Source organism: Bradyrhizobium campsiandrae (assembly GCF_014529705.1).
In the GTDB taxonomy this organism is placed as follows: Bacteria; Pseudomonadota; Alphaproteobacteria; order Rhizobiales; family Xanthobacteraceae; genus Bradyrhizobium; species Bradyrhizobium campsiandrae.
The window spans coordinates 1-25,276 of the sequence record NZ_JAANIH010000073.1; the positions used below are offsets into that span (position 1 = coordinate 1).

At 65.3% G+C, this 25,276-nt stretch carries 23 protein-coding genes; 13 read left to right on the forward strand and 10 right to left on the reverse strand.

Translation table 11 applies throughout. The features are described from left to right. The 13 genes from G8O24_RS35655 to G8O24_RS35715 form a co-directional block, all read left to right on the forward strand. Positions 1 to 714: Gfo/Idh/MocA family protein (locus G8O24_RS35655; protein ID WP_244646198.1), on the forward strand; the 714-nt coding region annotated here is incomplete at its 5' end. A 10-nt stretch (positions 715 to 724) separates the two neighbouring features. Beyond that, on the forward strand, positions 725 to 1,369 hold the full coding sequence (locus G8O24_RS35660) for a ThuA domain-containing protein (protein ID WP_188107203.1): 645 nt from the start codon (positions 725 to 727) through the stop codon (positions 1,367 to 1,369). Further along, positions 1,366 to 2,415, forward strand: a complete 1,050-nt coding sequence (locus G8O24_RS35665) for a LacI family DNA-binding transcriptional regulator (RefSeq protein ID WP_188107204.1) — start codon at positions 1,366 to 1,368, stop codon at positions 2,413 to 2,415. The genes G8O24_RS35660 and G8O24_RS35665 overlap by 4 nt, the downstream gene beginning before the upstream one ends. Before the next feature lie 406 nt (positions 2,416 to 2,821). Beyond that, positions 2,822 to 3,982, forward strand: a complete 1,161-nt coding sequence (locus G8O24_RS35670; RefSeq protein ID WP_188107205.1) for a transporter substrate-binding domain-containing protein — start codon at positions 2,822 to 2,824, stop codon at positions 3,980 to 3,982. Then, positions 3,979 to 4,644, forward strand: coding sequence for an ANTAR domain-containing response regulator (locus G8O24_RS35675; RefSeq protein ID WP_188107206.1), 666 nt, complete (start codon positions 3,979 to 3,981; stop codon positions 4,642 to 4,644). Before G8O24_RS35670 ends, G8O24_RS35675 begins: the two co-directional genes overlap by 4 nt. Before the next feature lie 10 nt (positions 4,645 to 4,654). Next, positions 4,655 to 5,896, forward strand: coding sequence for an urea ABC transporter substrate-binding protein (locus G8O24_RS35680; RefSeq protein ID WP_188107207.1), 1,242 nt, complete (start codon positions 4,655 to 4,657; stop codon positions 5,894 to 5,896). Between the two features lie 103 nt (positions 5,897 to 5,999). Beyond that, the gene (locus G8O24_RS35685) at positions 6,000 to 6,872 is read left to right on the forward strand and encodes an ABC transporter permease subunit (RefSeq protein ID WP_188107208.1); all 873 of its coding nucleotides are present in this window, start codon (positions 6,000 to 6,002) and stop codon (positions 6,870 to 6,872) included. A 15-nt stretch (positions 6,873 to 6,887) separates the two neighbouring features. After that, the gene (locus G8O24_RS35690) at positions 6,888 to 7,952 is read left to right on the forward strand and encodes a branched-chain amino acid ABC transporter permease (protein WP_188107209.1); all 1,065 of its coding nucleotides are present in this window, start codon (positions 6,888 to 6,890) and stop codon (positions 7,950 to 7,952) included. Next, on the forward strand, positions 7,952 to 8,668 hold the full coding sequence (locus tag G8O24_RS35695; RefSeq protein ID WP_188107210.1) for an ABC transporter ATP-binding protein: 717 nt from the start codon (positions 7,952 to 7,954) through the stop codon (positions 8,666 to 8,668). Before G8O24_RS35690 ends, G8O24_RS35695 begins: the two co-directional genes overlap by 1 nt. Continuing rightward, positions 8,661 to 9,389 (forward strand): ABC transporter ATP-binding protein, encoded by a 729-nt coding sequence (locus tag G8O24_RS35700; RefSeq protein WP_188107211.1) that lies wholly within the window; start codon positions 8,661 to 8,663, stop codon positions 9,387 to 9,389. Before G8O24_RS35695 ends, G8O24_RS35700 begins: the two co-directional genes overlap by 8 nt. Before the next feature lie 31 nt (positions 9,390 to 9,420). Beyond that, on the forward strand, positions 9,421 to 10,410 hold the full coding sequence (locus G8O24_RS35705) for an acetamidase/formamidase family protein (protein ID WP_188107212.1): 990 nt from the start codon (positions 9,421 to 9,423) through the stop codon (positions 10,408 to 10,410). A gap of 11 nt (positions 10,411 to 10,421) precedes the next feature. Then, the gene (locus G8O24_RS35710) at positions 10,422 to 12,161 is read left to right on the forward strand and encodes a nitrilase-related carbon-nitrogen hydrolase (RefSeq protein WP_188107213.1); all 1,740 of its coding nucleotides are present in this window, start codon (positions 10,422 to 10,424) and stop codon (positions 12,159 to 12,161) included. 21 nt (positions 12,162 to 12,182) lie between these two features. Next, positions 12,183 to 12,944 (forward strand): SDR family NAD(P)-dependent oxidoreductase, encoded by a 762-nt coding sequence (locus tag G8O24_RS35715; protein WP_188107214.1) that lies wholly within the window; start codon positions 12,183 to 12,185, stop codon positions 12,942 to 12,944. Between the two features lie 63 nt (positions 12,945 to 13,007). On the opposite strand, the gene G8O24_RS35720 is transcribed toward G8O24_RS35715, so the two are convergent. From G8O24_RS35720 to G8O24_RS35765, 10 genes are all read right to left on the reverse strand, one after another. After that, positions 13,008 to 13,784, reverse strand: coding sequence for a sugar phosphate isomerase/epimerase family protein (locus G8O24_RS35720; RefSeq protein WP_202988802.1), 777 nt, complete (start codon positions 13,782 to 13,784; stop codon positions 13,008 to 13,010). 172 nt (positions 13,785 to 13,956) lie between these two features. Further along, positions 13,957 to 14,664: an SDR family oxidoreductase gene (locus tag G8O24_RS35725; protein ID WP_188107215.1), complete on the reverse strand. Its 708-nt coding sequence runs from the start codon at positions 14,662 to 14,664 to the stop codon at positions 13,957 to 13,959. Beyond that, positions 14,661 to 15,491 (reverse strand): sugar phosphate isomerase/epimerase family protein, encoded by an 831-nt coding sequence (locus G8O24_RS35730; protein ID WP_188107216.1) that lies wholly within the window; start codon positions 15,489 to 15,491, stop codon positions 14,661 to 14,663. Before G8O24_RS35730 ends, G8O24_RS35725 begins: the two co-directional genes overlap by 4 nt. 15 nt (positions 15,492 to 15,506) lie before the next feature. Beyond that, positions 15,507 to 16,121: an NIPSNAP family protein gene (locus G8O24_RS35735; protein ID WP_188107217.1), complete on the reverse strand. Its 615-nt coding sequence runs from the start codon at positions 16,119 to 16,121 to the stop codon at positions 15,507 to 15,509. Positions 16,122 to 16,138: 17 nt separating this feature from the next. After that, positions 16,139 to 17,866 (reverse strand): FAD-dependent oxidoreductase, encoded by a 1,728-nt coding sequence (locus G8O24_RS35740; RefSeq protein ID WP_188107218.1) that lies wholly within the window; start codon positions 17,864 to 17,866, stop codon positions 16,139 to 16,141. Positions 17,867 to 17,875: 9 nt separating this feature from the next. Further along, positions 17,876 to 19,600 (reverse strand): FAD-dependent oxidoreductase, encoded by a 1,725-nt coding sequence (locus tag G8O24_RS35745; protein WP_188107219.1) that lies wholly within the window; start codon positions 19,598 to 19,600, stop codon positions 17,876 to 17,878. A gap of 4 nt (positions 19,601 to 19,604) precedes the next feature. Next, on the reverse strand, positions 19,605 to 20,414 hold the full coding sequence (locus G8O24_RS35750; protein ID WP_188107220.1) for a shikimate dehydrogenase family protein: 810 nt from the start codon (positions 20,412 to 20,414) through the stop codon (positions 19,605 to 19,607). Positions 20,415 to 20,430: 16 nt separating this feature from the next. Then, a complete protein-coding gene (locus G8O24_RS35755) occupies positions 20,431 to 22,962 on the reverse strand; it encodes a branched-chain amino acid ABC transporter ATP-binding protein/permease (protein ID WP_368736641.1) in 2,532 nt (843 codons plus the stop codon). Beyond that, a complete protein-coding gene (locus G8O24_RS35760; RefSeq protein ID WP_188107222.1) occupies positions 22,959 to 23,828 on the reverse strand; it encodes a branched-chain amino acid ABC transporter permease in 870 nt (289 codons plus the stop codon). The genes G8O24_RS35755 and G8O24_RS35760 overlap by 4 nt, the downstream gene beginning before the upstream one ends. Positions 23,829 to 23,906: 78 nt before the next feature. Next, complete coding sequence (locus G8O24_RS35765; protein ID WP_188107223.1) at positions 23,907 to 25,169, reverse strand: ABC transporter substrate-binding protein; 1,263 nt, start codon at positions 25,167 to 25,169, stop codon at positions 23,907 to 23,909. Positions 25,170 to 25,276: the final 107 nt, after the last annotated feature.

Below are 25,276 nucleotides of genomic sequence, written 5' to 3' on the forward strand. Positions count from 1 at the left end.
GAAGAAGGCGTTGCCCGCCACGGGCGTGCCGATCGCGCCCTCGTCGATCAGCTTGCGCGCGGTCTGGTGCCCACCACCGAGGAAGGTGTCGGGCGCGCAGCCGACGCGAAGGCCCTTCTGCGCGGCGGCGGGCCGATGCTCGACATGGGTCCGTATTACATCACAGATCTCGTGCAGCTATTGGGACCGGTCGCCAGCGTGATGGGCTCGACCGCGCGTCCGAAGTCCGAGCGTCTGGTCACCAGCCAGCCGATGAACGGCACTTTGATCCCGGTCGAGGTCTCGACCCATGTCGCAGGCACGCTCGAATTCGAAAGCGGGGCGGTGGTCTCGATCACGATGAGCTTCGATGTGCCGAAGCATCGGCACGCGCCGATCGAGATCTATGGCGACAAGGGCAGCATGCTGGTGCCGGACCCGAACCGCTTCGGCGGCGAGGTGCAGGTCGCCAAGACCGGCGGCGAATTCGAGACGGTGCCGTTGACGCACGGGCACGTCGAAGGCGAGTTCCGCTCCATCGGCGTCGCCGACATGGCGTCCGCGATCCTGAACAACCGGCCGCACCGCGCCAGCGGCGCGCTTGCGTTCCACGTGCTGGAGGTGATGGAGGCGTTCCAGACCTCCGCGGACGAGGGCCGCCGCGTCAAGATCGAGAACCGCGTCGAGCGGCCGGCAATGCTGCCGGCCGGACGTGAAACCGGACAGATCGACTGAGGGAATGACCATGCGCAAGGCAATGATTGTATGGGGCGGCTGGCCGGGACACGATCCGGATCTGTGTGCCTCGATGATCCGAGGCTGGCTGAAGGCGGAAGGCTTCGAGGTCCGGGTTGAGACCACGACGGAGGCGTTTGGCGATCCCGCGATCCACGATCTCTCGTTGATCATCCCGATCTACACCATGTCGAGGATCGAGAAGGCCGACGCGCTCAATCTCTGCGCGGCGGTGCGCGGCGGTGTCGGGCTCGCCGGCCATCATGGCGGCATGTGCGATGCGTTCCGCGAGTCCGTCGATTACCAGTTCCTGTGCGGCGGGCAGTGGGTCGCCCATCCCGGCAATATCATCGACTATAAGGTCGACTTGACGCAGCCGGATGATCCCATCATGAAGGGCCTGAAGAGTTTCGAGCATCGTTCCGAGCAATATTACATGCATGTCGATCCCGCTATCGAGGTGTTGGCGACGACGACCTTCACCGGTGAGCACGCGCCTTGGATCGATGGCGTGGTGATGCCCGTGGTGTGGAAGAAGCGCTACGGCGCCGGCAGGGTGTTCTATTCCTCGCTCGGCCACCGCGCCTACGAGCTCGACGTGCCGGAGATCAGGACGCTGATGACCCGCGGCATGCTGTGGGCGGCGCGCGAATGAGAGGCGGCGCGACGCAGCCGGCGGTTCGCGCGACGCTGGAGGATGTCGCACGTGCGGCGGGCGTTTCGCTCGCCACTGTCGATCGCGTCGTCAACCGGCGCGAGGGCGTGCGCGCCAAGACGGTCGCCCGTGTCGAGGCTGCAGTGGCGAAACTCGGTTATCGTGCCGACGTCGCGGCGGCACGGCTTGCGCGCGGGCAGTCGTTTCGGTTCGCCTTCGTGCTGCCGGCCGGCAGCAATAGCTTCATGACCAACCTGTCCGAGCAGGTCCAGCGCACCGCGGAATGGCTGGCCAGCCAGCGCGGCTTCATCGACATCCTCCACGTCGACGTGTTCGATCCGGACGTCCTCGCCGGCGCGCTGGACGGCCTGTCGTCGGTCTATCAGGGGGTCGCCGTCGTCGCGCTCGACCATCCCAAGGTGCGTGACGCGATCGATGAACTCACCGCGCGCGGGATCGCCGTGGTGACCCTCGTGTCCGATGCACCGAGCTCGCGCCGTCTGCACTATGTCGGAATCGACAATCCAGCCGCAGGGCGTACGGCAGCAACGCTGATGGGGCGCTTTCTCGCCGCGCGCGAGGGGAAGGTTGCGGTGATCGCCGGATCATTGTCGCTACGCGACCACACCGAGCGGCAGTTCGGCTTCCATCAGATCTTGTCCAGCGAGCATCCGAACCTCACGACGTTGCCGGTGATCGAGGGCCGGGACGACAGCGAACGAACGCGAGAGTTGACCGCTGCGCTGCTCAAGCGGCGTAACGACCTGCGCGGCATCTATTGCTGCGGCGCCGGCAATCGCGGCATTGCCGCGGCGCTCGAGGCGTCCGGGCGGGCGCGCGACGTGATCTGGATCACCCACGAGCTGACCCAGCACACGCGGCGCTTCCTGGTCCGCGGTACGCTCGATGCTGTCATCAACCAGGATCCCGGCCATGAGGCGCGTTCCGCCGCGCGCGTGCTGCTCGCGCATTGCTCCGGCGAGCCCATCAGTCCGGATCAGGAGCGCATCCGCATCGACATTTTTCTGCGCGACAATCTGCCGTGACTTTTGCGGTTTCTTTGATGTGCACCGGCGCTTGGCGGGTTTGAGCCGGTATCCAACCTTCTCGGAGCGCTCCTGAGCGCCAATCCGTCCCGTGACATCTACGACTCGGTGCCAGCAGACCCCTCGCTTGGCCCTTCTTTTTCGGCAGGTCAGTTCGGCGACCGTGAGCCGCGTTGCACAGTTTTGCTACACGTCGACACGAATTACGGCAATTTTCGCTGCAACAACGCGCTTGACATAATATTCGATCTCAACGACCGTAACGCACGAGCGTGGGGCAAGGCAGCCCGTCAACGCGAACAAGTTCAAACCATCTCCAACGCCACGCGCAAGCGTGTTTGGTTGGCGGCGAGGGCGCCCTCGGCTTCATTAGCCGGCGGGCGCTTTTTTGTTTTTGGATCGAGTGATGACGCGAAGGCATTATCGGATCGGCGTGATGTTCTCGACGACGGGCTCATACAGCGTCGTCGCACGTTCGATCCTCAATGGCGCGTTGCTGGCGTTTCAGGAGGTCAATGCCGGCAACTCCGGCATTGAGCTGGAGCCGGTCGTGGTCAATCCGTCCGGCGATCTGGCGCGCTATCGCTCACTCAGCCTCGAGCTGCTCGGTTGCGGCATTCGCCATGTGGTCGGCTGCTACACTTCGTCGAGCCGCAAGGAGGTGATCCCCTGCTTCGAGAAGTTCGACGGATTGCTATGGTATCCCTCGCATTACGAAGGTTTCGAGAGTTCCGACAATGTCATCTATACCGGAGCCGCGCCCAACCAGCACGTGCTGCCGTTGGTCGACTATCTGGCCTCCCGGGTGGGCTCGCGTGCCTTCTGTATCGGCTCGAATTACATCTGGGCCTGGGAGAACAACCGCATCTTTCGTGAGGCGCTGATCGCTCGCGGCGGCTCGGTGCTCGCGGAGCGCTACCTCTCGGTCGGCGACACCGAGGTCGACCAGGTCATCGCGGCCATCATCGATCAGCGTCCCGATTTCGTCTTCAACAATTTGATCGGCACCAGCGCCTACGCGTTCTTCCGTGCGTTCCGCGCCGCCTGCCGTGCCCGCGGCATCGACCAGGCCGCGGAGATCCCGGTCGCGAGCTGCACGCTCTCGGAACCGGAACTGCCGGAGATCGGTCCTGATGCGGTCGATGGGCATCTGTCTTCCAGTGTCTACTTCTCGTCACTGAACTCGCCTGAAAATGCCGACTTCATCGGTGCCTATACGCGGTCCTTTCCGGATGGACCGGTGTCCTCGGCCGATGCCGAAGCCTCTTACATCGCCGTCAAGCTGCTCGCTGCGGCCTTGTCGCGGGCCGGCACCGACGATGCCCGCACCGTGCGGGCTGCCGTCGCCGATCAGCGGCTGCGCGCGCCCCAGGGCGAGGTCCGGATTGACCGGGAGACTTTTCATGCCTGGCTCACGCCACGGATCGGCCGGTCGGCTGCCAATGGCCAATTTGAGGTGCTGCTGGAGTCGCGCGAGCCGATCGCGCCCGATCCCTATCTCGTCCAGTCGTCGCCGCGCTTTGCCAGTGCAATGCGCTCTCCGCTTTTGAAAGTGGTGCAATCATGAGCTCCCGACTGTTACAGAACTTCAAGGGCGGCCGCGCCATCGTCGTCACGCGCCGAGGCGGATGGGAGAGCACGCTCGAGACGACGCTGGCCAAGCTCGGCGTGTCCACCGAATATCCTGAGATCATCGACGGCCGCGCCCAGATCGATCCTGCCAGCCTCCAGGCCGATCGCGATATCCTGTTCGTGGACGGCGACCTCGAAGGCGCGGTCGCGATCGAGGTCGACCCGGCCTCGCGTCTGCCGCCGGTGCCGGTGATCGGCCTCGTCGGCGTCGAGGCGCCGAGCCGGCTGAAGGCGCTGGTCAATCTCGGTGCGACCTCGTTCCTGCGTAAGCCGGTGCATGGCGGTGCGGTCTACGCCTCGTTGTTCATGGGTATCAACCAATTCCTGCTGCGCGCCGAAATGAGCGCGCGCCTCCAGGACCTCGAGGAACGCCGTCGGGGCCGGCGCGCGGTGATCCGGGCCGTCATCCTGCTGATGCAGCAGGGCGGTCTCGACGAGGAGGGCGCCTATTCCCAGCTCCGCCGCGAAAGCATGCGCGCGCGGCAGAACATGGAACTCTACTGCGAGGAGTTTCTGAGCAAGCGGGCTAAGCCGCCCGACACGACCGGCCGCACGACCGGCATCATGCTGCAAGGCGGCAACAAGCAAGCCATCTAGGAGAAGCAAAATGAGCAAGTCTGTATTGCGGGGGCTGCGTGCCGCAGCCCTCACGGGGACGCTTGTCTTCGGATCATCGCTGGCACAGGCGGCCGAGAACCCGATCAAGCTCGGCGTGCTGGAAGACCAGTCCGGCGATTTCGCCGCGGCCACGATCGGCAAGGTCCACGCCATTCAGCTCGCGGCCGACGAGATCAACAAGGCCGGCGGCATCATGGGCCGGCCGCTCGAGCTCGTGGCCTATGACACCCAGTCCGACAACACGCGCTACCAGGAGTTCATGCGCCGCGTGCTCCAGCGCGACAAGGTCGATGTCGTGTTCGCGGGCTTCTCTTCGGCCTCGCGCGAGGCGTACCGGCCGATCGTCGACCAGTTCAACGGCTTTGCCTTCTACAACAACCAGTATGAAGGCGGGGTCTGCGACGGCCACATGATCGTGACCGGCGCGGTGCCGGAGCAGCAGTTCTCCACGCTCATTCCCTACATGATGGAGAAGTACGGCAAGAACGTCTACACGCTCGCTGCCGACTACAATTTCGGCCAGATATCGGCGGAATGGGTGCGCAAGATCGTCAAGGAGAACGGCGGCAAGATGGCTGGCGAGGAGTTCATTCCGCTCGGCGTCTCGCAATTCTCCCAGAGCATCCAGAACATCCAGAAGGCCAAGCCGGACTTCGTCGTCACGCTGCTGGTCGGCACCGCGCAGGCCTCATATTACGAGCAGGCGGCTTCGGCCAGCGTCAACCTGCCGATGGCCTCCTCGGTCAATGTCGGCCAGGGCTATGAGCACAAGCGCTTCAAGCCGCCGAGCCTGAAGGACATGTATGTCACGACCAACTACATCGAGGAGATCGACTCGCCCAAGAGCAAGGAGTTCTACGCCAAGTTCAAGGCCAAGTTCCCGAGCGAGCCCTATGTGAACCAGGAGGCCGAAAATTCCTATCTCGCCGTCTATCTCTACAAGCAGATGGTGGAGCGGGCGAAGTCGACCAAGCGCGAGGACATCCGCAAGGTGATCGCGCTGGGCGATGTCTGCATGGAGGCTCCGGAGGGCAAGGTCTGCATCGACCCGAAGAGCCAGCACATGTCGCACACGATCTATCTCGCCAAGGTCGGTGCCGATCACTCGATCTCGTTCCCGAAGACCTGGGAGGACATCAAGCCGTACTGGCTGGGTGAAGCCGGCTGCGACCTCACCAAGAAGGATCCGATGGCCCAGTATACTCCGTCGAATCCGCCGCCGAAACCCTGACCGGCGGCCAGTCGCCCCGGCGCCTCCGGCGTTGCCGGCGCGCCGGGGCGATTACGGACAGCTGCGGCGGCAACGCCGCGTCCTCCCACATTCTGGTTGATTCATGGACATCGCAACCCTTGCATTCTCGGCGCTCTATCAATTCGGCGACGCCTTCGCGTTTCTGGTGCTTTCGGCCTGCGGGCTCGCGGTGATCTTCGGTATGATGGGCGTGATCAATCTTGCCCATGGCGAATTCATCATGTGCGGGGCCTATGTCACGGCCGCGACCGTGCATGCCGGCCTGCCGCTGCCGCTCGGGATTCTCGCCGGCACACTCGTGTCGGCTCTCGTCGGCGTGGTGGTGGAACTCGCGGTGATCCGCCATCTCTACGACCGTCCGCTCGACACCATCGTCGCCACCTGGGGCCTCAGCCTGATCGCGACGCAGGGCACGCTGATCATGGTCGGCTCGACCATGGCGGGCGTCGGCACGCCGTTCGGTAGTTTCCAGGTCGGGGCGTACTCCTATTCGATCTATCGCATTGTGCTGTTCGGCGCCGCGCTCGGTGTGCTCGCCGCGCTCTACGCGCTGTTCAACTGGACCCGTTTCGGCGTGCTGGCGCGCGCCACGATCCAGGTGCCGCATATGGCCGCTGCCCTCGGCGTCGACACCCGCCTGATCTACAGCCTCCCCTTCGCCTGCGGGGCAGGGCTCGCCGGCCTCGCCGGCGGCCTCTACGCCCCGACCATGACGCTGGTGCCGACGATGGGCGCGACCTTCATCATGGAGGCCTTCGTCACTGTCGTGATCGGCGGCGCCGACGTCTTCCTCGGCACGGCGCCGGCCGGCGGCGTGCTCGCGGTGGTCAAGTCGGCGATGACGTCGTGGCAGGGGCAACTGTTCGGCCAGATCGGCCTGCTTGTTGCCGTGATCATCGTCGTCCGGGTGCTGCCGAAAGGCATCTCGGGATTCGTGCTGCGCGAGCGGACCTGACGGAGCGATAACGCCGTGAATAGTTTCCTCTCGCTGTTTCGTCGTCTCGAAGGGCCGCAGACCGTCGGGCGCGGTCCGGCCTTCTGGGGCGCGTTTGCCATCGTGCTGCTCGCCGCGCTGGCCTATCCGTTGTTCAGCGACGGCTATACCGTCGGCAATACCGTCTACTTTTTCGTCTGGGTGTTCATCGCGCTCAGCCTGTGCCTGATCTGGGGCTATGGCGGTTCGTTGTCCTTCGGACAGACAGCTTTCTTCGGGATCGCCGGCTATGGCTACGGCATCCTGACCATCAATTTCGGCTCGGCCTACGGTTTCACGCTGCTCGCGCTGGTGCTCGCGGTGATGATCGCCGCGCTGTTCGCGGTCCTGCTCGGCTATTTCATGTTCTTCGGCCGCATCGCCGGTGTCTTTCTCGGCATCGTCACGCTCGCAGTGACCTTGATGCTGGAGCGCTTCATGGCGCAGACGGCGGGGCCCGAGTGGCACGTCGGAGCCGCGCGCCTCAACGGCTTCAACGGCATGAGCGCGATGCCGCCGCTGACGATCCCCTGGCCGGGCGAGCCGATCGTGCTGTTCGCGGATGTCGGCCTGTACTATCTCGTGCTCGGCCTGCTGGTGCTCGTCTATCTGGGCCTGCGCATCCTGATGAACTCCTCGTTTGGCAACGTCATTGTCGCGATCCGCGAGAATCCCGAGCGCGCGGAGATGCTCGGCTACGACGTGCGCAAGTACCAGCTCATTACCTTCGTCATCGGCGCCGCTCTCGCAGGGCTCTCCGGCGTGCTCTACACGGTGTGGGGGCAGTACATCACGCCGTCCAGCATGGGCATGACCGCGGCCGCATTGCCGCTGATCTGGGTTGCCGTCGGCGGCCGCAGCGACCTGACCTCGACGGTGATCGGCACGCTGATCGTGCTCGCCGCGTTCCAGGCGCTGACGATCTACGGCAGCCAGTATGCTCTCGTGTTCATGGGCGTGCTGCTGGTGCTCACGGTCCTGATCGCGCCGAACGGCCTCGTGCTCGGGGTGATGAACTGGCTTGGCCGCTTCGCCAGCCGCTTCCTGCAGAGGGCCGGCTGATGTCGCTGCTGGAGCTGCGCAAGTTGAACAAGCATTTTGGCGGGCTGCACGTCACCAACGGCGTCAACCTCACGCTCGAGCCTGGGGAGATCCATTGTCTGATTGGACCGAACGGGGCCGGCAAGAGCACGCTGTTCCGTCTGATCCTCGGCGAGCATCATCCCGGCAGCGGGGACATTCTGTTCGCCGGGGAGAACATCACGGCGCTGAAATCCTTTGCGCGGATTCATCGCGGGCTCTCGGTCAAGTTCCAGGTGCCTGGCGTATTCAAGGGCCTCTCCGTCCGCCAGAACCTCGAGATCGCACTTCAGAGCCGGCATCGCGGCGCCGAGCTCGACGCCGAGATCGGCCGGCTGCTGGCCTTCCTTGGATTGGAGGCCGAGCAAGCGCAGACCGCCGGAAATCTCAGCCATGGTCAGAAGCAATGGCTGGAAATCGGCATGGCGATCAGCCTGAAGCCGCGCCTGCTGTTGCTGGACGAGCCGACCGCCGGCATGTCGCCGGAAGAGACCCACATGACCGGGGAGATGGTGCAGCGGCTCAATGCCGACGGCATGACGGTGCTGGCGATCGAGCACGACATGGCGTTCGTGCGCCAGGTCGCCCGGCGCGTCACCGTGCTGCATCTCGGCCAGGTCTTCGCGCAGGGCTCGATCGACGAGATCGTCGCCGACGAACGCGTGGCGGCGATCTATCTGGGGCAGGCCCATGCTTGACGTGCCACGCAAGGAGGTGATCCTGTCGACGCTGGCGTTGCGCGCCGGCTATGGCGGCAAGCCGGTGCTGCAGGGCCTCGAGATCGAGGTGCGGGAAGGCGAGATCGTCGCCGTCATCGGCCGCAACGGGGTCGGCAAATCCACGCTGATGAAGAGCCTGATCGGGCTCGTGCCGGCGATGGGTGGCTCGATCGTCTATCGCGGCGAGGCGGTGGAATCCTTGCCGGCGCACAAGCGAGCGCGTCTTGGCATGGGCTATGTGCCGCAGGGACGCGACGTGTTTCCGCGCCTGACGGTCGGCGAGAATGTCGCGGTGGGCGCCGCGATCAAGCGCGGCGGCATTCCCGAAGCGGGCCGGCGCAAGATCGTCGAGACCTTTCCGATCCTGGCCGAGCGCTGGAACCAGCGCGCCGGCACGATGTCCGGCGGCCAGCAGCAGCAGCTTGCGATCGGACGGGTCCTGATCGCCGACCCCAACCTGATCCTGCTCGACGAGCCCTCGGAGGGCATCCAGCCGAGCATCGTCCAGGACATCGCGCGCAACATGGTCGAGCTCAATCGCAGGACCGGTGTGACCATCATCCTGGTCGAGCAGAATCTCGACATGATCCGTGCCATGGCGCAGCGCTGCTACGTCATGGACAAGGGCCGCATCGTCGCCAATCTCGATCGCGCGGCGCTCGATGACGAGGCCGAGATGCGCCGCCATCTTGCGGTTTGAAAGACTGACGCCGACAGAAGGAGAAAAGCAAATGTCCTGGCAGAAAGACTCCATCATGGCCCGCAAGGGCATCGCCAAAGGCGAGCGTGGCACGAAGCACACCATCACCGAGAGCGAGCAGGGCAAGTACCACTATGTCTATGGTCCCTATGTGAAGCCGGTGCTGACCGTCGATCCCGGCGCGGTGGTCGCTGCGGAGACCCATGACGCATTCGAGGGAGCGATCAAGAAGGAGACCGACAGCCCGTCGAAAATTCTCAACTTCCCGTTCCTCAATCCGCAGAACGGACCGATCCACGTCAACGGCGCCGAGAAGGGCGATACGCTCGCCGTCTATATCGAGAGCATCGTGCCGCGCGGGCCGCAGCCTTGCGGCACCACCGTGGTGATGCCCGATTTCGGCGGCCTGGTCTCGACCGGACAGACCGCGCTGCTCAATCCGGCGCTGCCGGAGCGCGTCAAGAAGCTCGAGATCGACGCCAAGACCGGCACCAAATGGAACGACAAGATCACGCTGCCTTATGAGCCGTTCATCGGCACCATCGGCACCTCGCCGGAGATCGAGGCGATCTCCTCGCTGGTCCCCGACTATTATGGCGGCAACATGGATCTGCCCGATATCGGCGTCGGCGCCATCATCTATCTGCCCGTCAACACCAAGGGAGCGCTGCTCTATCTCGGCGACTGCCATGCCGCGCAGGGCGACGGTGAGCTCTGTGGCGTCGCCATCGAGCATCCCACCGTGACGACGGTGCAGGTCGACCTCATCAAGAACTGGACCATCGCCTGGCCGCGGCTGGAAACCAAGGACTTCATCATGACCATCGGCTCGGCCCGGCCGATGGAGGACGCAGCCCGCATCGCCTATCGCGAGCTGTGCCGCTGGATGGCGGCCGACTACGGCTTCGACGAGATCGATGCCTATATGCTGCTGACGCAGGCCGGCCGTGTCAGGCTCGGCAACATGGTTGATCCAAAATACACGTTGGGTGCCTCGATCAAGAAGTCCTATCTCGCTTGAGGCCGGCCGGAATGTCCACCATCCACAAGGTCGCCGCCGTCCAGTTCGAGCCCGCCATGTTCGAGAAGGAGCGCAACATCGCGCGCCTGCTCGAGCTCTGCGAGCAGGCGGCGGCGGCCGGTGCGAAGCTCATCGTCACGCCGGAAATGGGAACGACGGGCTATTGTTGGTTCGACCGCGCCGAGGTCGCACCGTTCGTGGAGGCGATTCCGGGGCCGACCACCGGTCGCTTTGCATCGCTGGCGCGCAAATATGACTGCTACATCGTGATCGGAATGCCTGAGGTCGACGCGGACAACATCTACTTCAACACGGCCGTTCTGATCGGACCCGACGGCATCGTTGGCCGTCACCGCAAGACGCATCCCTATATCTCCGAGCCGAAATGGGCCGCAGCCGGCGATCTGCACAACCAGGTGTTCGAGACGCCCATCGGGCGCATCGCGCTGCTGATCTGCATGGACATCCATTTCGTGGAGACGGCGCGGCTGATGGCGCTCGGCGGCGCCGATGTCATCTGCCACATCTCGAACTGGCTGGCGGAACGCACGCCGGCGCCTTACTGGATCAGCCGTGCCTTCGAGAACGGCTGTTACGTGATCGAGAGCAACCGGTGGGGGCTCGAGCGCGGCGTGCAGTTCAGTGGCGGAAGCTGCGTGATCGCGCCGGACGGGCAGGTGATTGCGGTGCGCGACAAGGGCGACGGCGTGCTGATGTCGGAGATCGATCTCGATGCCGCACGCGCCCGCCGGGTGCTCGGCGAGGCCGTGTTCTCGCAGCGCCGGCCGGAGCTCTATCCGGAGCTCCTCACCGACACCTTCAGTTGGAATCCGCGCGATTTCTTCGGCCTCTACGGCCACGAGCCCTGGCCAGCCGGGAAGACCTCGCGGGTCAGCGTCGCGGAATTCGCGCCGGTCGACGATGTCGACTGGAATCTTGAACAGATCGTAGTATTGGCGCGCAAGGCTCGCACCGAGGGCGCCGAGCTCGTCGTGTTGCCGGAGCTTGCTGCGACCGGTCTCGGCAAGCCCGCGGCATTGGCGCAACCTGTTCCCGGCCCTGTGACCGATCGCTTGGCGGGGCTCGCGAAGGAGCTTGGCCTCTATCTCGTGTGCGGCCTCGCCGAACGTGCTGGCGATATGCTCTATAACAGCGCCTGCCTCGTCGCACCGGATGGAGGCGTCTCGGTCTATCGCAAGACCCATCTCACCGCCGAAGAGCGAAGCTGGGCGACCGCCGGAAACGGATGGTGCGTCGTCGACACCCCGGTCGGCCGTATTGGCCTGTTGATCGGTCATGACGCCTCTTTCCCGGAGGCGGGCCGTGTGCTGGCGCTACGTGGCTGCGATCTCATTGCCTGTCCCGCTGCGATCAAGGGGCGTTTCAGTTCGTCGCATACCGGCACGGAGGTGGAGCAACCGAAGCCGATTCCGACCGGTCCGGATCCGCATCATTGGCACCATTTCCGCGTTCGTGCGGGTGAGAACAATTTGTTCTTTGCCTTCGCCAATGTCGTCGATCCCGCGCGTGGGTACCCTGGACTGAGCGGCGTGTTCGGCCCCGATACGTTCGAATTTCCGCGGCGGGAGTCGATCGCGGCCGCTGGTACGGGCGTCGCGACCGCGCTGGTCGACACCAGCAATCTCGACAGCGTCTATCCGACCAACGTCGTGCGGCGAAAGGATCTGGTGTCGATGCGCATGCCGCACAGCTACCGGGGATTGATCAAGGCAATTGCGACCAACTACTGACCCACGAAAAGGAGTTCGGCCATGGATCTGGGACTCAAGGGCGCCAAGGTACTCGTCACGGGAAGCACCAAGGGAATCGGACGGGCGATCGTCGAGACATTTGCAGCCGAAGGCGCCGATCTCGGCGTGTGCTCCCGCAATCTCGCCGAGGTCGAGAGCACGGTCGCCGCGCTCAAGGCCAAGGGTGTTGCCGCCTATGGCGGTGCGGCCGACGTCGCCAATGCGGCCGTCCTCAAGTCCTGGGTCGAAGACATGGCGGCAAAGCTCGGCGGCATCGATGTCGTCGTCGCGAATGTCAGCGCGCTCGCCATCGGGCAGGACGACGAGAGCTGGGAGAAGGAATTCTCGACCGATATGATGGGCACGGTCCGGTTGGTGAATGCGGCCATGCCCTATCTGGAAAGGAGCGCGGCCGGCGCGATCGTCACGATATCGAGCGTTTCGGGGCGCGAGGTCGATTTCGCCGCCGGTCCCTACGGCACCTTCAAGGCGGCGATCATCCACTACACCCAGGGGCTCGCCAATCAGCTCGCGGGGAAGGGCATCCGCGCCAACTCGGTCTCGCCGGGCAATACCTATTTTGAAGGCGGGGTCTGGAACATGATCAAGGATAACAATCCCGACCTCTACAAGAGCGCGCTGGCGCTCAACCCGACGGGCCGAATGGGAACGCCGCAGGAAATGGCCAACGCGGTGGTGTTTCTCGCCAGCCGCGCGGCCAGCTTCATCACAGGCACGAATCTCGTCGTTGATGGTGCGCTCACGCGCGGTGTGCAGTTGTAGGAAGGCGTATCAGCTTTGCGTTCTCATGATCGCCTCGGCACGATCGGTTGCCGCAGCAGAGGATTAGACTGTCCCGATGTCGAGAGTGCCCCGCAGGTAGGATAGGCTCTGCGCTATCGCAGCCTCTTCGTCGGCATAAGACGGATGCAGATAGTCGATTTCGAGCGCGAGGAGCCCCGTGTAATTGGCGCGCCGCAGCAGCGCCAAGGCCTTCGGAATGTCGATGAGGCCTCGGCCCAGCGGAACGCTCGGCCAGAAGCCGAAGTCGCGCGGACTGCCGCGATACGCGGTGATGTCCTTGAGGTGAACGGCCCTGGCGTAGGGCGCGAGCTTCTCGATCGCGACCATCGCGTCTTCGAACATGCGCAGATTGTTCGCGGTATCGAGGCAGACGCCGAGGGCCGGATGGTCCAACGTCGTGAGCAGTTCGACGAGTTCGTCCGCGAGGAGATCAATGTGATTCTCGATCGCGAGCACGACGTTTTTGGTTGCCGCATAGTCTGCGGCCTCGTTCAGCAGCGGGACGAGCAAAGCCTTGTGCTCCTCCCACCGGAGCGTGCGGGTGCGGCGGCCGCCGGCGCAGATCCGCATCACGGTTGCGCCGAGCGCATGCGCGACGTCGACATGGCGCGTGAGGTCGTCGAGGGCATGCGGTGCCGTACCGGATTCGAGGCCGCGCGGATGACCCCACGCCCAAACGCGCTCGAGCCCGGCCTGGTCGAGCGCGCGGCGCAGCGCCGCCACACGTTGCGGGCTCAAATCGTCGAGCATGAACGATTCGATCGATACGCCTTTGACGCCGTGTTCTCGGGCGCGGGCGATGAAATCGTCGAGCGTCATCCGGCGGCCAGGATCGGACTCGAGCTGCGGATAGACTTCACCGAAGAAACGGTGATAGCAGTAGGAGTCGATTGCGGGTTTCATGATGTCCTGTTCTTCGCTACAGCCTTCATTCGTTTTGGTCGGCCTGCTCAGATATTGCGTTCGCAACTCGGCATATGCGACCATCAGCTCAATAGGTTGCTCGCCCGCCCGACAGGTCGAAAGTCGCGCCGGTCGAGAACGAGCATTCGTCGGAGGCAAGCCAGGCGACCAGGGCGGCGACCTCGTCGGGACGGCCGGCGCGGCCAAGTGGAATCTTCGCCAGCACGCCCCGATAGGCTTCCTCGGACATCTGCTTGACGAGGTCGGTGGCGATCACCGCGGGCGCAATCGCATTGACGCGAATGTCGGTGCTTGCGAGTTCCTTGCCTAGCGATTTCGTGAGCGCGATCACGGCGGCTTTGGCCGCGGAATAGCCGGTCATGCCGGCGTTGCCTTCCTTGCCGGCGATGGAGGCGAGATTGACGATGCGTCCCGCGTTTCGCTGCCGCATTGGCGGGACCGCGGCCTTGCAACAGAGGAATGTGCTGGTGAGATTGACATCGAGGACACGCCGCCAGTCGGCAAGACTGTAGTGCTCGATGTTGACCGTCGGTCCGGTGATGCCCGCGGCATTGACCAGCACGTCGATGCGGCCGAGGCGATCGATCAGACGCGCCATTGCCTCGTTGACGGCGATTTCGTTAGTGAGATCGATCCGCGAGTCCGCGCCTTCGGCCACGTCCCAGACGATGACCGTTGCTCCGGCAGAGGTCAGCCTTGCACGCACCGCCTGGCCAATGCCACCGCATCCGCCTGAGATCACAGCAACTCGTCCGGAGAGATCGAGGCCGCTCATGCGGAGAGCCTTCCTTCTTCCGCCGCGGCCACGACGCGGCGGGCCGCCGCGAGCGCACGGCGTCCCCATTCTTCGGCGCCAAGCCTGGGCAGCCATTCATCGTTCGGGATTTCGAGGCTGAGCGGCAGATCGTCGGGCAGCGCGGCGACGATGCCGGTGAGATCGATGCCGCCCTCACCAGGGATGAGTCGGGCGCAGCGAGCAGTGTGAATCAGTTCCTCGTTCGTCGCCGGAACGTGCGCTGGCGCGTCGCACAGCTGGGCATAGCTGAGCAGGTGACGCGGCAGCGCCGCGATATCGTTCAGAGTGGTGGCAGAGCGCGCCGCGTGCAGCGCGTCGACCAACACCCGGCCATTCGGTTCGGCAGCCTTCGTCACGATGCGCAGGGCGGCTTTGGCGTTTTTCACGGCGGTCCATGGCATGAATTCAAGATCGGCGGTCAAACCGTAGGACGCCGCTGCCCTGCAGAATTGTGCGAACGAGTCAGTCAGGCGCGCCTCATCCGGATCATCGCCGGCAACAAGAATGGCGCGCGCCTTCAGCTTGCCTGCCGCTTCGAGGAAGGCGGCGAACTGATCGACTTCGAAATCCGCACGGAGCCGCGCAATTTCGACGTCGAACACGGGAATTGCGGTGTCGTCGATGCGGCGCATGGTTTCGCGCAGCAATCCGGGGTCGGTTGCCAGCGGCGAGAAGTCGCCGCCGGGCGCCGCCGGCGCGATCCGCACGCCGATGGCCTGGTAGCCGAGCTTCTGGGCGAGCAGAAGCGCATCCGGAGGCGCCATCGGCGCCGAGGTGAGATAGGCGAGGGAATAGATGTGTGGCATGGCGGGCGCCTCGTGTCAGGCCAGCGGCGAGATCGACGTCGGCAGGGCGACGATCGAACGCATGTCGCCGGTCAGCCAGTCCGGGCCTCCCTTCGGCGGCCAGACGCCCCTCGCAACGGAGTCTGCGCGCACGGCCGCGCGCGCGTCGAGACTTGCGAACGGCCAGATATGGGTGAAGCGCGGCGGCCCGTCCAGCGCATACATGGCGATGGACAGCGGCGAGAGCTTCCCGCGCTCGGGCACCGCGGCTTCCCAGGCGGCGATGGTCGGCGGAACTCCGCCGTGCTTGAGGCGGTAGGTACGGATCTCGTAGACGCTGCCGTATTTGCCCGGTGCGACCGGCGGCAGGAACGGGAACGGCGCATAGGTGTCGAAGCTCATCTGCGAGATCGCCTCGCCCGCGTTGAAGGGATTGGTCGTGCGCAACGCCCGTTCCCGTTCAGTGCGCCATTCCTTATCGTCCGCGAAACAGCGCAGCACCAGGAGCTGGTTGAGATCGCCGATCTCGCTGGCCCAGCAGCCGAGCAGCGTGCCCTTGGCCTCTGCCGCGCCGACATATTCGCCGATCCCGGCCACGGCCTTGGCCGCGGTGCCGAGCTTCACCGTCAACGTTGCGATCTCGTACAGCATGTCGTCTCTCCTTGCGGTCATGCGGCTGCTGACCGGTTGTTCTCGAGCGGAATCCCGCCGGCGTGATGCGCGGCGATGTAGCCGAACGTCATGGCCGGACCGAGGGTGATGCCACCGGACGGATAGCGGCCGGCCATGATGCTCGACATGTCGTTGCCGACGGCATAGAGGCCCTCGATCGGCTTCTTCTCGCCATCGAGCACGCGCGCATGCTCGTCGGTGTCGAGCCCTGCGAAAGTGCCGAGACTGCCGGCGACGATCTTCACCGCATAGAACGGACCGGCTTCGATCGGGGCGACGCACGGGTTCGGCTGATGCGCGGCCTCGCCCTGCACGCGGTTGTACGGCGTGTTGCCGCGGCCGAAGGCGGGATCCTCGCCACGCGCGGCAGATGCGTTGTAGTCCGCGATCGTCGTTTCGAAAGCCGCCGAGGCGATGCCGCAGGCGCGCGCGAGCGCTGGGACGCTGTTCCCGCGCTTGAGATAGCCGTTGCGCAGCCAGGGGCGGATCGGGAAGGGCGACGGGCGAACCCGGCCCAGTCCGTAACGCTTGATGAAGGCCGTGTCGCAGATCGCCCACGCTTCCGCCGGCTCGCCTGCGGGTGTCGCGGCGAACAGCGCCTTCATCACGTCGTGATAGGAATCGGCCTCGTTGACGAAGCGCAGTCCGTCCTTGCGCACCATGATCAGGCCCGGCTTGGCGCGCTCGATCAGATGCGGGAAGCGGCCGACCGATCCGCCCTGATGCGGAACCAGCGACACCGGCGCCCAGGCGCCGGTGTCGGAAAGATCGGTGCGCAGCCGGCCGCCAATGGTCTCGCCGAGGCGGATGCCGTCGCCGGTGTTGCTCTCCGGCGCCGCGGACCAGTGCTCGCGGCCGCTCGGCGCGTGGGCGAACAGCGCCGCTTTCCGTGCGACATCATGCGGAAAGCCGCCACATGCGAGCACGACGCCGCGCCGCGCACGGATATCGAATACCTTGCCGTCCTGTCCGGCGTGGGCGCCGACCACGCGAGATCCCTCCGTCGATAGCGACCGTGCCGGCGTCGCCGTCATGATCCGCACGCCGAGCTCGTCGGCCGATTTCAGAAGGCGCGCCACCAGCGCGTTGCCGTTGGCCAGGTGCATGCCGCGGCCGAAGCGCAGCAGGTCGCAGAAATGCCGCGCCAGCCGCCGCGCGACATGCAGGAAGGAGCCGAGCGACGAACTGGCGTTCAGGAAGTGCCTGAGATCGGCGCCCGAGGCGATCCCCATGCCGAAGGGCGACACTTCCTCGAGCGGCGGCCTCAGATCGCGGATGCGCGCACCCAGCTCACGGCCGTCGAACGGCGCCGCGCAGACGGATCGCCCCCCTGTCACCGCGCCCGGGCTGTTGCCGTGGAAATCGGGAATCTGGTTGCCATCGATGAAAGCGAGGCGGGTCTCGCGCTGGAAGAAGTCGATCATGCGCGGGCCCTGATCGAGAAACATCTCGATGCGGGCAGGGTCGTAACCCTCGGCAAGCTCGTGCCGCAGATAGCGCCTGGGCTGCTCCGGATTTTCGACGATGCCGGCCGCCTGCGCGAGCGGATTGCGCGGGATCCACATCCATCCGCCGGACCAGGCCGTGGTGCCGCCGAGCTGCGTGTCCTTCTCGATCAGCAGGACGTCGAGGCCGAGTGAGGCGCCGGTGACGGCCGCCGCCAGCCCTCCCGCGCCCGAACCGATCACGAGCAGGTCACAGTCGACGATGTCAGTTTTGGCCATGGATCGAACTCATGCGGCGCGCCGTGCCTGTGTTTCGCCAAGCGCGTGACGGATCGCGCGGTAGGCGAACGTGATGGCCGGACCGATGGTGATGCCCGGCCCTGGATAGGTGCCGCCCATGATCGAGTTGGCCTCGTTGCCGCAGGCATAAAGGCCCGCGATCGGGCTGTTGTCGGCGCGCGTCACCTGCGCCCATTCGTTGATGACAAGTCCGGTCGCCGCGCCAATGTCGCCGGGATAGAGCCGCACGGCGTAATAGGGCGCCGTTGCGATCGGGCCGAGGGTCGGATTGGGGCCAACCGAGGCGTCGCCGTTGACGCGATGATAGGGCGTGGTGCCGCGGCCGAATTCCGGGTCGGTGCCATCGGCGGCATAGCGGTTCATCGCCGTGACCGTGGCTTCGAGATTGGCCGCCGGCACGCCGATCTTGCCGGCGAGCTCGCTCACCGTCGCGCCCGCTGTCAGATAGCCGTCGGCGAGATAAGGCGTGAGGTCGCGCGTGCCCATGCGCACCATGCCGAGGCCGTATTTGTTCAGGCCGACTGCGTCGGTCATGATGAAGCAGGGGATGCAGGGCACGGTCTTGTTGTGCTCGAACATCGCCCGGCCGAACAGATGGTACGAAACGGACTCGTTGACGAAGCGCCGGCCGCTCTGGTCGACGCAGACCGTGCCGGGCTTGCTGCGGTCCATGACGAAATGCGGGAAGCTTGCGGTGCTGCCGTCGGCCCGCCGCCGGATCGAGACCGGTGCCCAGAACGCGCTGTCGAGATTGCCTTCGCCGAGGCGCGCGCCGAGCCGCAGCGCGATATCCTGCATCGCGCCGGTGTGCCCCGGAGCCGACGGGCTGTAGGTCTCGCCCTCGGGCAGCAGTTCACCGCGCCGCTGCGGATGCCTGTTGAAGCCGCCGGCGGCGAGAACGACGCCCCGCGTGGCGGTCACCTGCCGTGCGGTCGTGCCCGATCTCAGCACTACGCCGGTGACTGCACCGTTCTCCGTGACGAGATCCTGCACCTCGGTCCGGAGCAGGATGTCGACGCCGCGCGCGTTGAGCGACGCCAGGAAGCGGCCGATCAGCGCGTTGCCCATGACAAGGCGAGATCCGCGCCGCCTCATCAGCCTGTCGCCCGCATAGTGTGCGAGGATCCTTGCCGCATGCGCGAAGGAGCGCACGGACTTCCTGATACCGAGGAGATGGCCGATATCGGTGCGGTCGACCATCATGCCGCCGAAGATCGTGAACTCCGGGATCGGCGGGCGGATCTTGTCGAGATCGGCGCCGAGGCTGCGGCCATCGAACGGCACGGGCTCCAGCGCGCGGCCGCGCATGGTCGCGCCTTCGAATTGCTGCTCGTAGTCCGGATGGGTCGCGTAAGGGCGGAACTTGACCTCGCTGTTCGCCTCGAGCGTCGCCACCGCCTCGGGCGCGCTGTCCAGGAAGGCCTCCCGCATCGCAGGCGCGGCGTGGTTGCCGACAACGCCATCGAGGAACTTGCGGACTTTCTCGCGGCTGTCGTCAGGGTTGACGCGCTTGGAATGATGCGAGTTCGGCATCCACGTCGTCGCAGCCGACAACGCGCTGGTGCCGCCGACATATTCGGTGCGTTCGACCACGAGCACCTTGCGGCCCTCGATGGCGGCGAACAGTGCCGCCGCCATGCCGGCGGCGCCCGAGCCGATCACGACGACGTCGTAGCGCGCCCGGTCGGAAATCGTGTCGATGGTCCTGAACATGGCCTTACCTCGCTTCCTCGCGCGCAAGCAGGAAGTCGATCATCGAGCTCTGCAGCGCATCGTACATGTCGGTGCCGGTCGAGGTCCGGCATCCCAGGCGCCGGGCAGCTTCGACGAGCGGCGAGACCGCCGGGCTCGTGACGACGCAGCCGACGAAGGTGCTGGCATCGAGCTTCGCCACGTCGACCGGATAGGGGTCACCGGAGCGCATGCCGAGCGGAGTGGCGTTGGCGACCAGTTCGAAACCGGAGGGATCCGCCGTGCCGGCGACAATCTCGGCGCGGCCGAGCGTTTTGAGCTTGGCGATCAACTGGTCCCGGCGGGATGCGTCGGTGTCGTGGATCGCAAGCGAGCGAACGCCGGCCTCGACCAGCGCCATGGCGATGGCCGACCCGGCGCCTCCGGCGCCGACCTGCAGCGCGCGCTTGCCGGCCGGCTCGCCGCCATTGGCGCGCACCGCGCCGACGAAACCGAGCCCGTCGACAATGTCGCCGTGCCAGCCGCCTTCCGGCCGCCGGCGCATGATGTTGACCGAGCCGAGCAGGCGCGACCGCTCGGTCGCGCTGGCGCAGAACTCGAAGCAGGCAAATTTGTGCGGAACCGTCACGATGATGCCGTCGAGATTGCGGACCTCCGTTGCCGCGCTCAGGAAAGCTCCGAGATGTGCGCTGTCGATCTGCACCGGCACCAGGATGCCGTCATAGCCGCGATCGGCGAAGGCCTTGGTGACGCCGCCGGGCGATTTGACCTGGGCGATCGGGTCGCCGACGATGATGTTGAGGCGGGTTGCGCCGGTCAGGTTCAGGCTGATCATGCTTTTTTTCTTCTTGTTATGCCGCGCCGCGGGCCTCTGCCGGCTCGGTCTGCACGACGCCGAGCAGGCGGGCCTGCAATTCATGATCCCGCTCCAGGATCACTGCGTCGCCGGTGAATGCGATCTGGCCGTTCACCAGCACATAGGCCCGATCGACGATGGGCAGGACGAGCTCGGCATGATGCTCGACGATAACCATGGCGACCTTGCCGCGCAGCTTGATGAGCGCGTCCATGACCTCCTTGACCACCGCCGGCGCGAGACCTTCGAAGGGCTCGTCGAGCAGGATCAGTTTGCTCGGCACCATCAGGGCGCGCGCGATCGCGACCATCTGGCGCTCGCCGCCCGACAGGCTCTCGGCCTTGGCAGCGCGGCGCTCGCGCAAGCGAGGGAACAGCTCGAACGCCCCATCGAGCCCGATGCCGCCCGGACGGGCCGCGAGCTGCAGATTTTCGGTGACCGTCAGATTGGGAAACAACCGGCGTCCCTCGGGTACGAGGGAGACGCCGAGACGGTTGATCTCGTAGGGTTTCAGATCTGTAAGCGGCTTGCCCTCGAACAGAATCTCGCCGCTGCTCGCGCTCAACGTCCCCGTGAGGCTGCGCAGCAGGGTCGTCTTGCCGACCCCGTTGCGGCCGAGCAGCGCGACGGCTTCGCCCGCGTGCACGGTGAGATCGACGCACTCGAGCACCGTGCTTCCGCCATAGCCCGCGCAGACGCGGCTCGCGACGAGCACGGCCTCGGCTCGTGCATGCGCGGCGCGTTCGATCGCGGGCGGCGGAGCCTGCGCGCCGTCCCTCGCTGCGCCGAGATAGGCCGCGATGACATCGGGATTGGCCGCGACGTCCGCGGGCTTGCCGTCGGCGATCATGCGCCCCTGGTGCAGCACGGAGATGCGGTCGGAAATCGCCAGCACGCGGTCGATGTCGTGTTCGATCAGCAGAACGCCATGGCTCTGTGCGAGTTTCCGGATCAACTCGGCAACCACGATGCGGTCGGCCTCGGCGAGGCCCGCCAGCGGCTCGTCGAGCAGCAGCAGCTTGGAGTCGATCGCAAGTGTGATCCCGATCTCGAGCAGGCGTTTGGCGCCGTGCGGGAGATTGACGCACTGATCGGCGGCGACGTCGGCAAGGCCGACGGCGTCGAGGATCGACCACGTCCGCGCGTTGACCGCGTCCACCGCGTAAGCGTCGGAGAGCAGTGCGCCCGATCCCTTGCGCTGGGCCTGCACCGCCACGCGGACGTTCTCGAATACGGTGAGATTCGGGAAGATCGAGAGGATCTGGAACGAGCGCCCGATGCCGAGGCGGGCACGCAGATGCATCGGCGCCCGCGTCACGTCGGTGCCGTCGAACACGATGCGCCCGCCGCTGGGCTTCAGCGCTCCGGACAGCATGTTGAAGAACGTGGTCTTGCCGGCGCCGTTCGGACCGATGATGCTGTGAAGCACGCCGCTGCGGACCTCGAGATCGATACTCTTAGCGGTCACCAGGCTACCAAAGCTCTTGCTCAGGGCAATGGTCTGGAGCAGCAGCTTGCCGCGCTCGAACCCGGCGGCGCTGCTTGTGAATGGAGCGATGACATCGGGGCGCGGCGGGATATCGGGGCGTACCAGGGTCCAGCGTTGCCGGCCGAAGAGGCGTTGCCACAGGCCCTGCATGCCTTCCGGGGACGTCAGCGCGAACAGCATCAGGATCGGCGCGAAGACCAGCCACCAGTTTTCGGTGATCGCCGACAGGCGGTCTTCGAGTATGATGAAGGCGATCGCGCCCCACAGCGGCCCGAGCACATGATGCACGCCGCCGAGCACCGTCATCAGCAGCGAGTCGCCGGCATGCTGCCAGCTCAGATTGTTGGCGTAGACACCTTCCAGCATCAGGGTCAGCAGCGCGCCGCCGAGACCGACGAAGGTTCCGGTCAGGATCAGCGCGCCGTGGCGGAAGCGATGCACGTCATAGCCGAGGCTGCTCGCACGCTGTTCGTTGTCGCGTATCGCCTGGAGGACGCGTCCGAACGGCGAGTGGGCAATGCGCCACATCAGCCACATGCAGATCACGGTGACTGCAACGACGAAGACGTGGAACGACCATGCTGTCGTGAAACTGGTCCGGTGAACGCTCTGCAATCCGTTCTCGCCGCCGGTCACCGCGGTCCATTTGAACGCGATCTCGAACGCGATCTGGGAGAAGGCGAGGGTCAGCAGCGAGAAGTACAGGCCCTTGCGTCGCAGGATGACGGCGCCGATCGCAAGCGCGAGCAGGGCCGAGAACAAGGTCGCGAAGACGAGCGAGACGAGGTCGTTGCCGTAGCGGCCGAGGACAAAGAACGCGGCTGCATAGCTGGCGCAACCGAAGAACACCGAGGCGCCGAACGGCACGAGGCCGGTATAGCCGACCAGCAGGTTCACGCCGGCGCCATAGAGCGTGTAGATTGCGATCTGCGTGATCAGCGAGATCGGCGCGCCGAGCAGCGACCAGACAGCGGTCAGCGCGGCGAGGACGAGCGCGACGATGAGCGCCGGATGACGTAGCGCAGACAAACGTGTCACTCGAACCTCTCCCAGCGTTCGCCGAACAGTCCGCGCGGACGGATGAGCAGGATGGCGGCCATCAGGATGTACATGGCAGCTCCCGACCATTCCGGCTGGAACTGGATGGTCATGGCGGTGGTGAGGCCGACCAGCAGGCCGGCCACGATGGCGCCGAGGAAGGAGCCGAGGCCGCCGATGGTCACGATCACGAAGGCCGGCATGATCGCGCCGGCGGCCATCGACGGCGTGATGGTCCAGAGCGGCGCCGCCAAAAGTCCGCCGAGGCCGGCGAGCAGGCAGCCAATGCTGAACACGCCGGTGAAGACGATCGGCAGGTTGATGCCGAGCAGCCCGACCATTTCCGGATCGCGCGATCCGGCGCGGATGATCCGGCCGTACGGCGTGTAGGCGAGGAACGCCCAGAACAGCACCAGCACCAGCGCGGTCGAGACCAGCACGAACATCCGGTATTTGGTGATCAGGATCGGCCCGTATTCGACGAAGCCCGCCAGGAATTTTGGCGCTGCGAACGGCACCGGCGCGCCGCCGAAGATCAGGCGCAGCAAGGCCTCCGCGAGCAGCGCGAGCGCGAAGGTCAGGATCAGGCCGAGCAGCGGCTCCTTGCCGTAGAGATGGCGGATCAGGACCATCTCGACCAAGACGCCGATCGCGCCGGTCAGGAGCGGAGCGGCGAGTGCGGCCCACCAGCCGAATTCCCTGCCCAGCGCATAGGCGAGATAGGCACCGATCGCGAAGAAGGCGCCGTGGGCAAAATTGACGATGCCGAGCATCCCGAAAATGATCGAGAGCCCGATCGCAATCAGGACGTAGAGAAAGCCGAGCACCAGACCATTGACGGCCTGCGACAGGATCATATCGAGCATGGCGTCATCCGTTGTTGGCGAACGAGGCGCGACATGAAGGCACAACGTGTCCACATCGCGCGCCGCCTGTGAGCGACGTCAGAGCGTGTCCATCTTGCAGACGCTGTCGGCCTGCGCACCGAAGGCTTTGGCGATGTCGTCCGGCGTCTTGGGCAATTCGGCTTTGACGTCGAAATAGTCCCACTTGTCCGTGATCTTCGGGTGGATGCCGGCAACCAGCAGACGGCTCGTCATCTGGTGGTCGAAGCCGCGATAGCCGATATCCATGTCGCTGCGGCGATATTTCCAGTTCTCGAGCGCCTGGACGATCGCGCCGGGTTCGGTCGACTTTGCCATCTCGATGGAATCGAGCAGGCTCTTCATGCCGAGCCAGCCCATCCAGGCCTTGTCGGCGGCGGGGCGGTTGTATTTCTTCTCGTAGGCCGCCGCCATCGCCTGCTCCTCGGGCGAATTGTTGGGGTTCTTGTACCACCAGGTGATGGTGTAGAGGCCGTCGGCCGCCTCGGGGCCGACGCCCCACAAATCGGTGTTGCCGACCGAGATCTCGGCAAAGGGAATCTTGCCCTTCATGCCGAGCTCGTTCCATTGCTTGAGGAACGTGGTCAGATCGCTGGCGGCGATGCCGCCGATCACGACGTCGGGCTTGGCGGCGCGGATCTTCAAGATGAAGGACGAATAGTCCGGTGTTCCGACCGGCACCTCGTCGGCGCCGACCACCGTGCCGCCATTGGCGGTGATGTAGTCGGTGAAGGCGCGCTTGATGTCCTGGCCGAAGGCGTAGGACGCGGTCAGGAGGTACCACTTCTTGCCGATCGAGGCGCAATAGGGCGCCAGAATGCGGGCGTGCACGTCGACCGGCGGCTGCAGGCGGAAGGTGTACTTGTTGCAGGACTTGCCGGTGAGATCGCCGGTGGCGGCGTTGGCCGCAACGTAGGGAATCTTGGCCTTCTTGGCGACCGACGAGATGGCGAGCGCGAACGAGGACAGCGCGCCGCCAACCATGCCGACGACCTTCTGCTCGCCGACGAGGCGCTCTGCACTTTGCTGTGCGCCTTGCGGATTGGGCTCGTCCAGCCAGACGATTTCGGCGGGCCGGCCGAGCAACGTGCCGTTGCGTTGCTCCAATGCCAGCATGCCGCCCTGCGCGAGATATTCCGCCTGGTCGACGATCGATCCGGTCTTCGCCCAGATCATGCCGATCTTGATCGGCTCGGCGGCCGCGGCGTTGCCGATATAGGGCATGCCGAGCCTGGAGGCCGCGAGCGATGTCGCGCCCAATAGCAGGCTGCGTCGGCCGATGTGCAAGGCCGTGGGGCCGCGTGTCTTGGTCCGTTCCGTCATTTTCGTCCTCCCTGCTACGAGCCAGTCGTGGCTGGCGGGCCGCACATCAGCGGCTCTTGGAGGCGCCTCTAGCATGACTGGAATTGGATTCCAATATCCAAAAACTC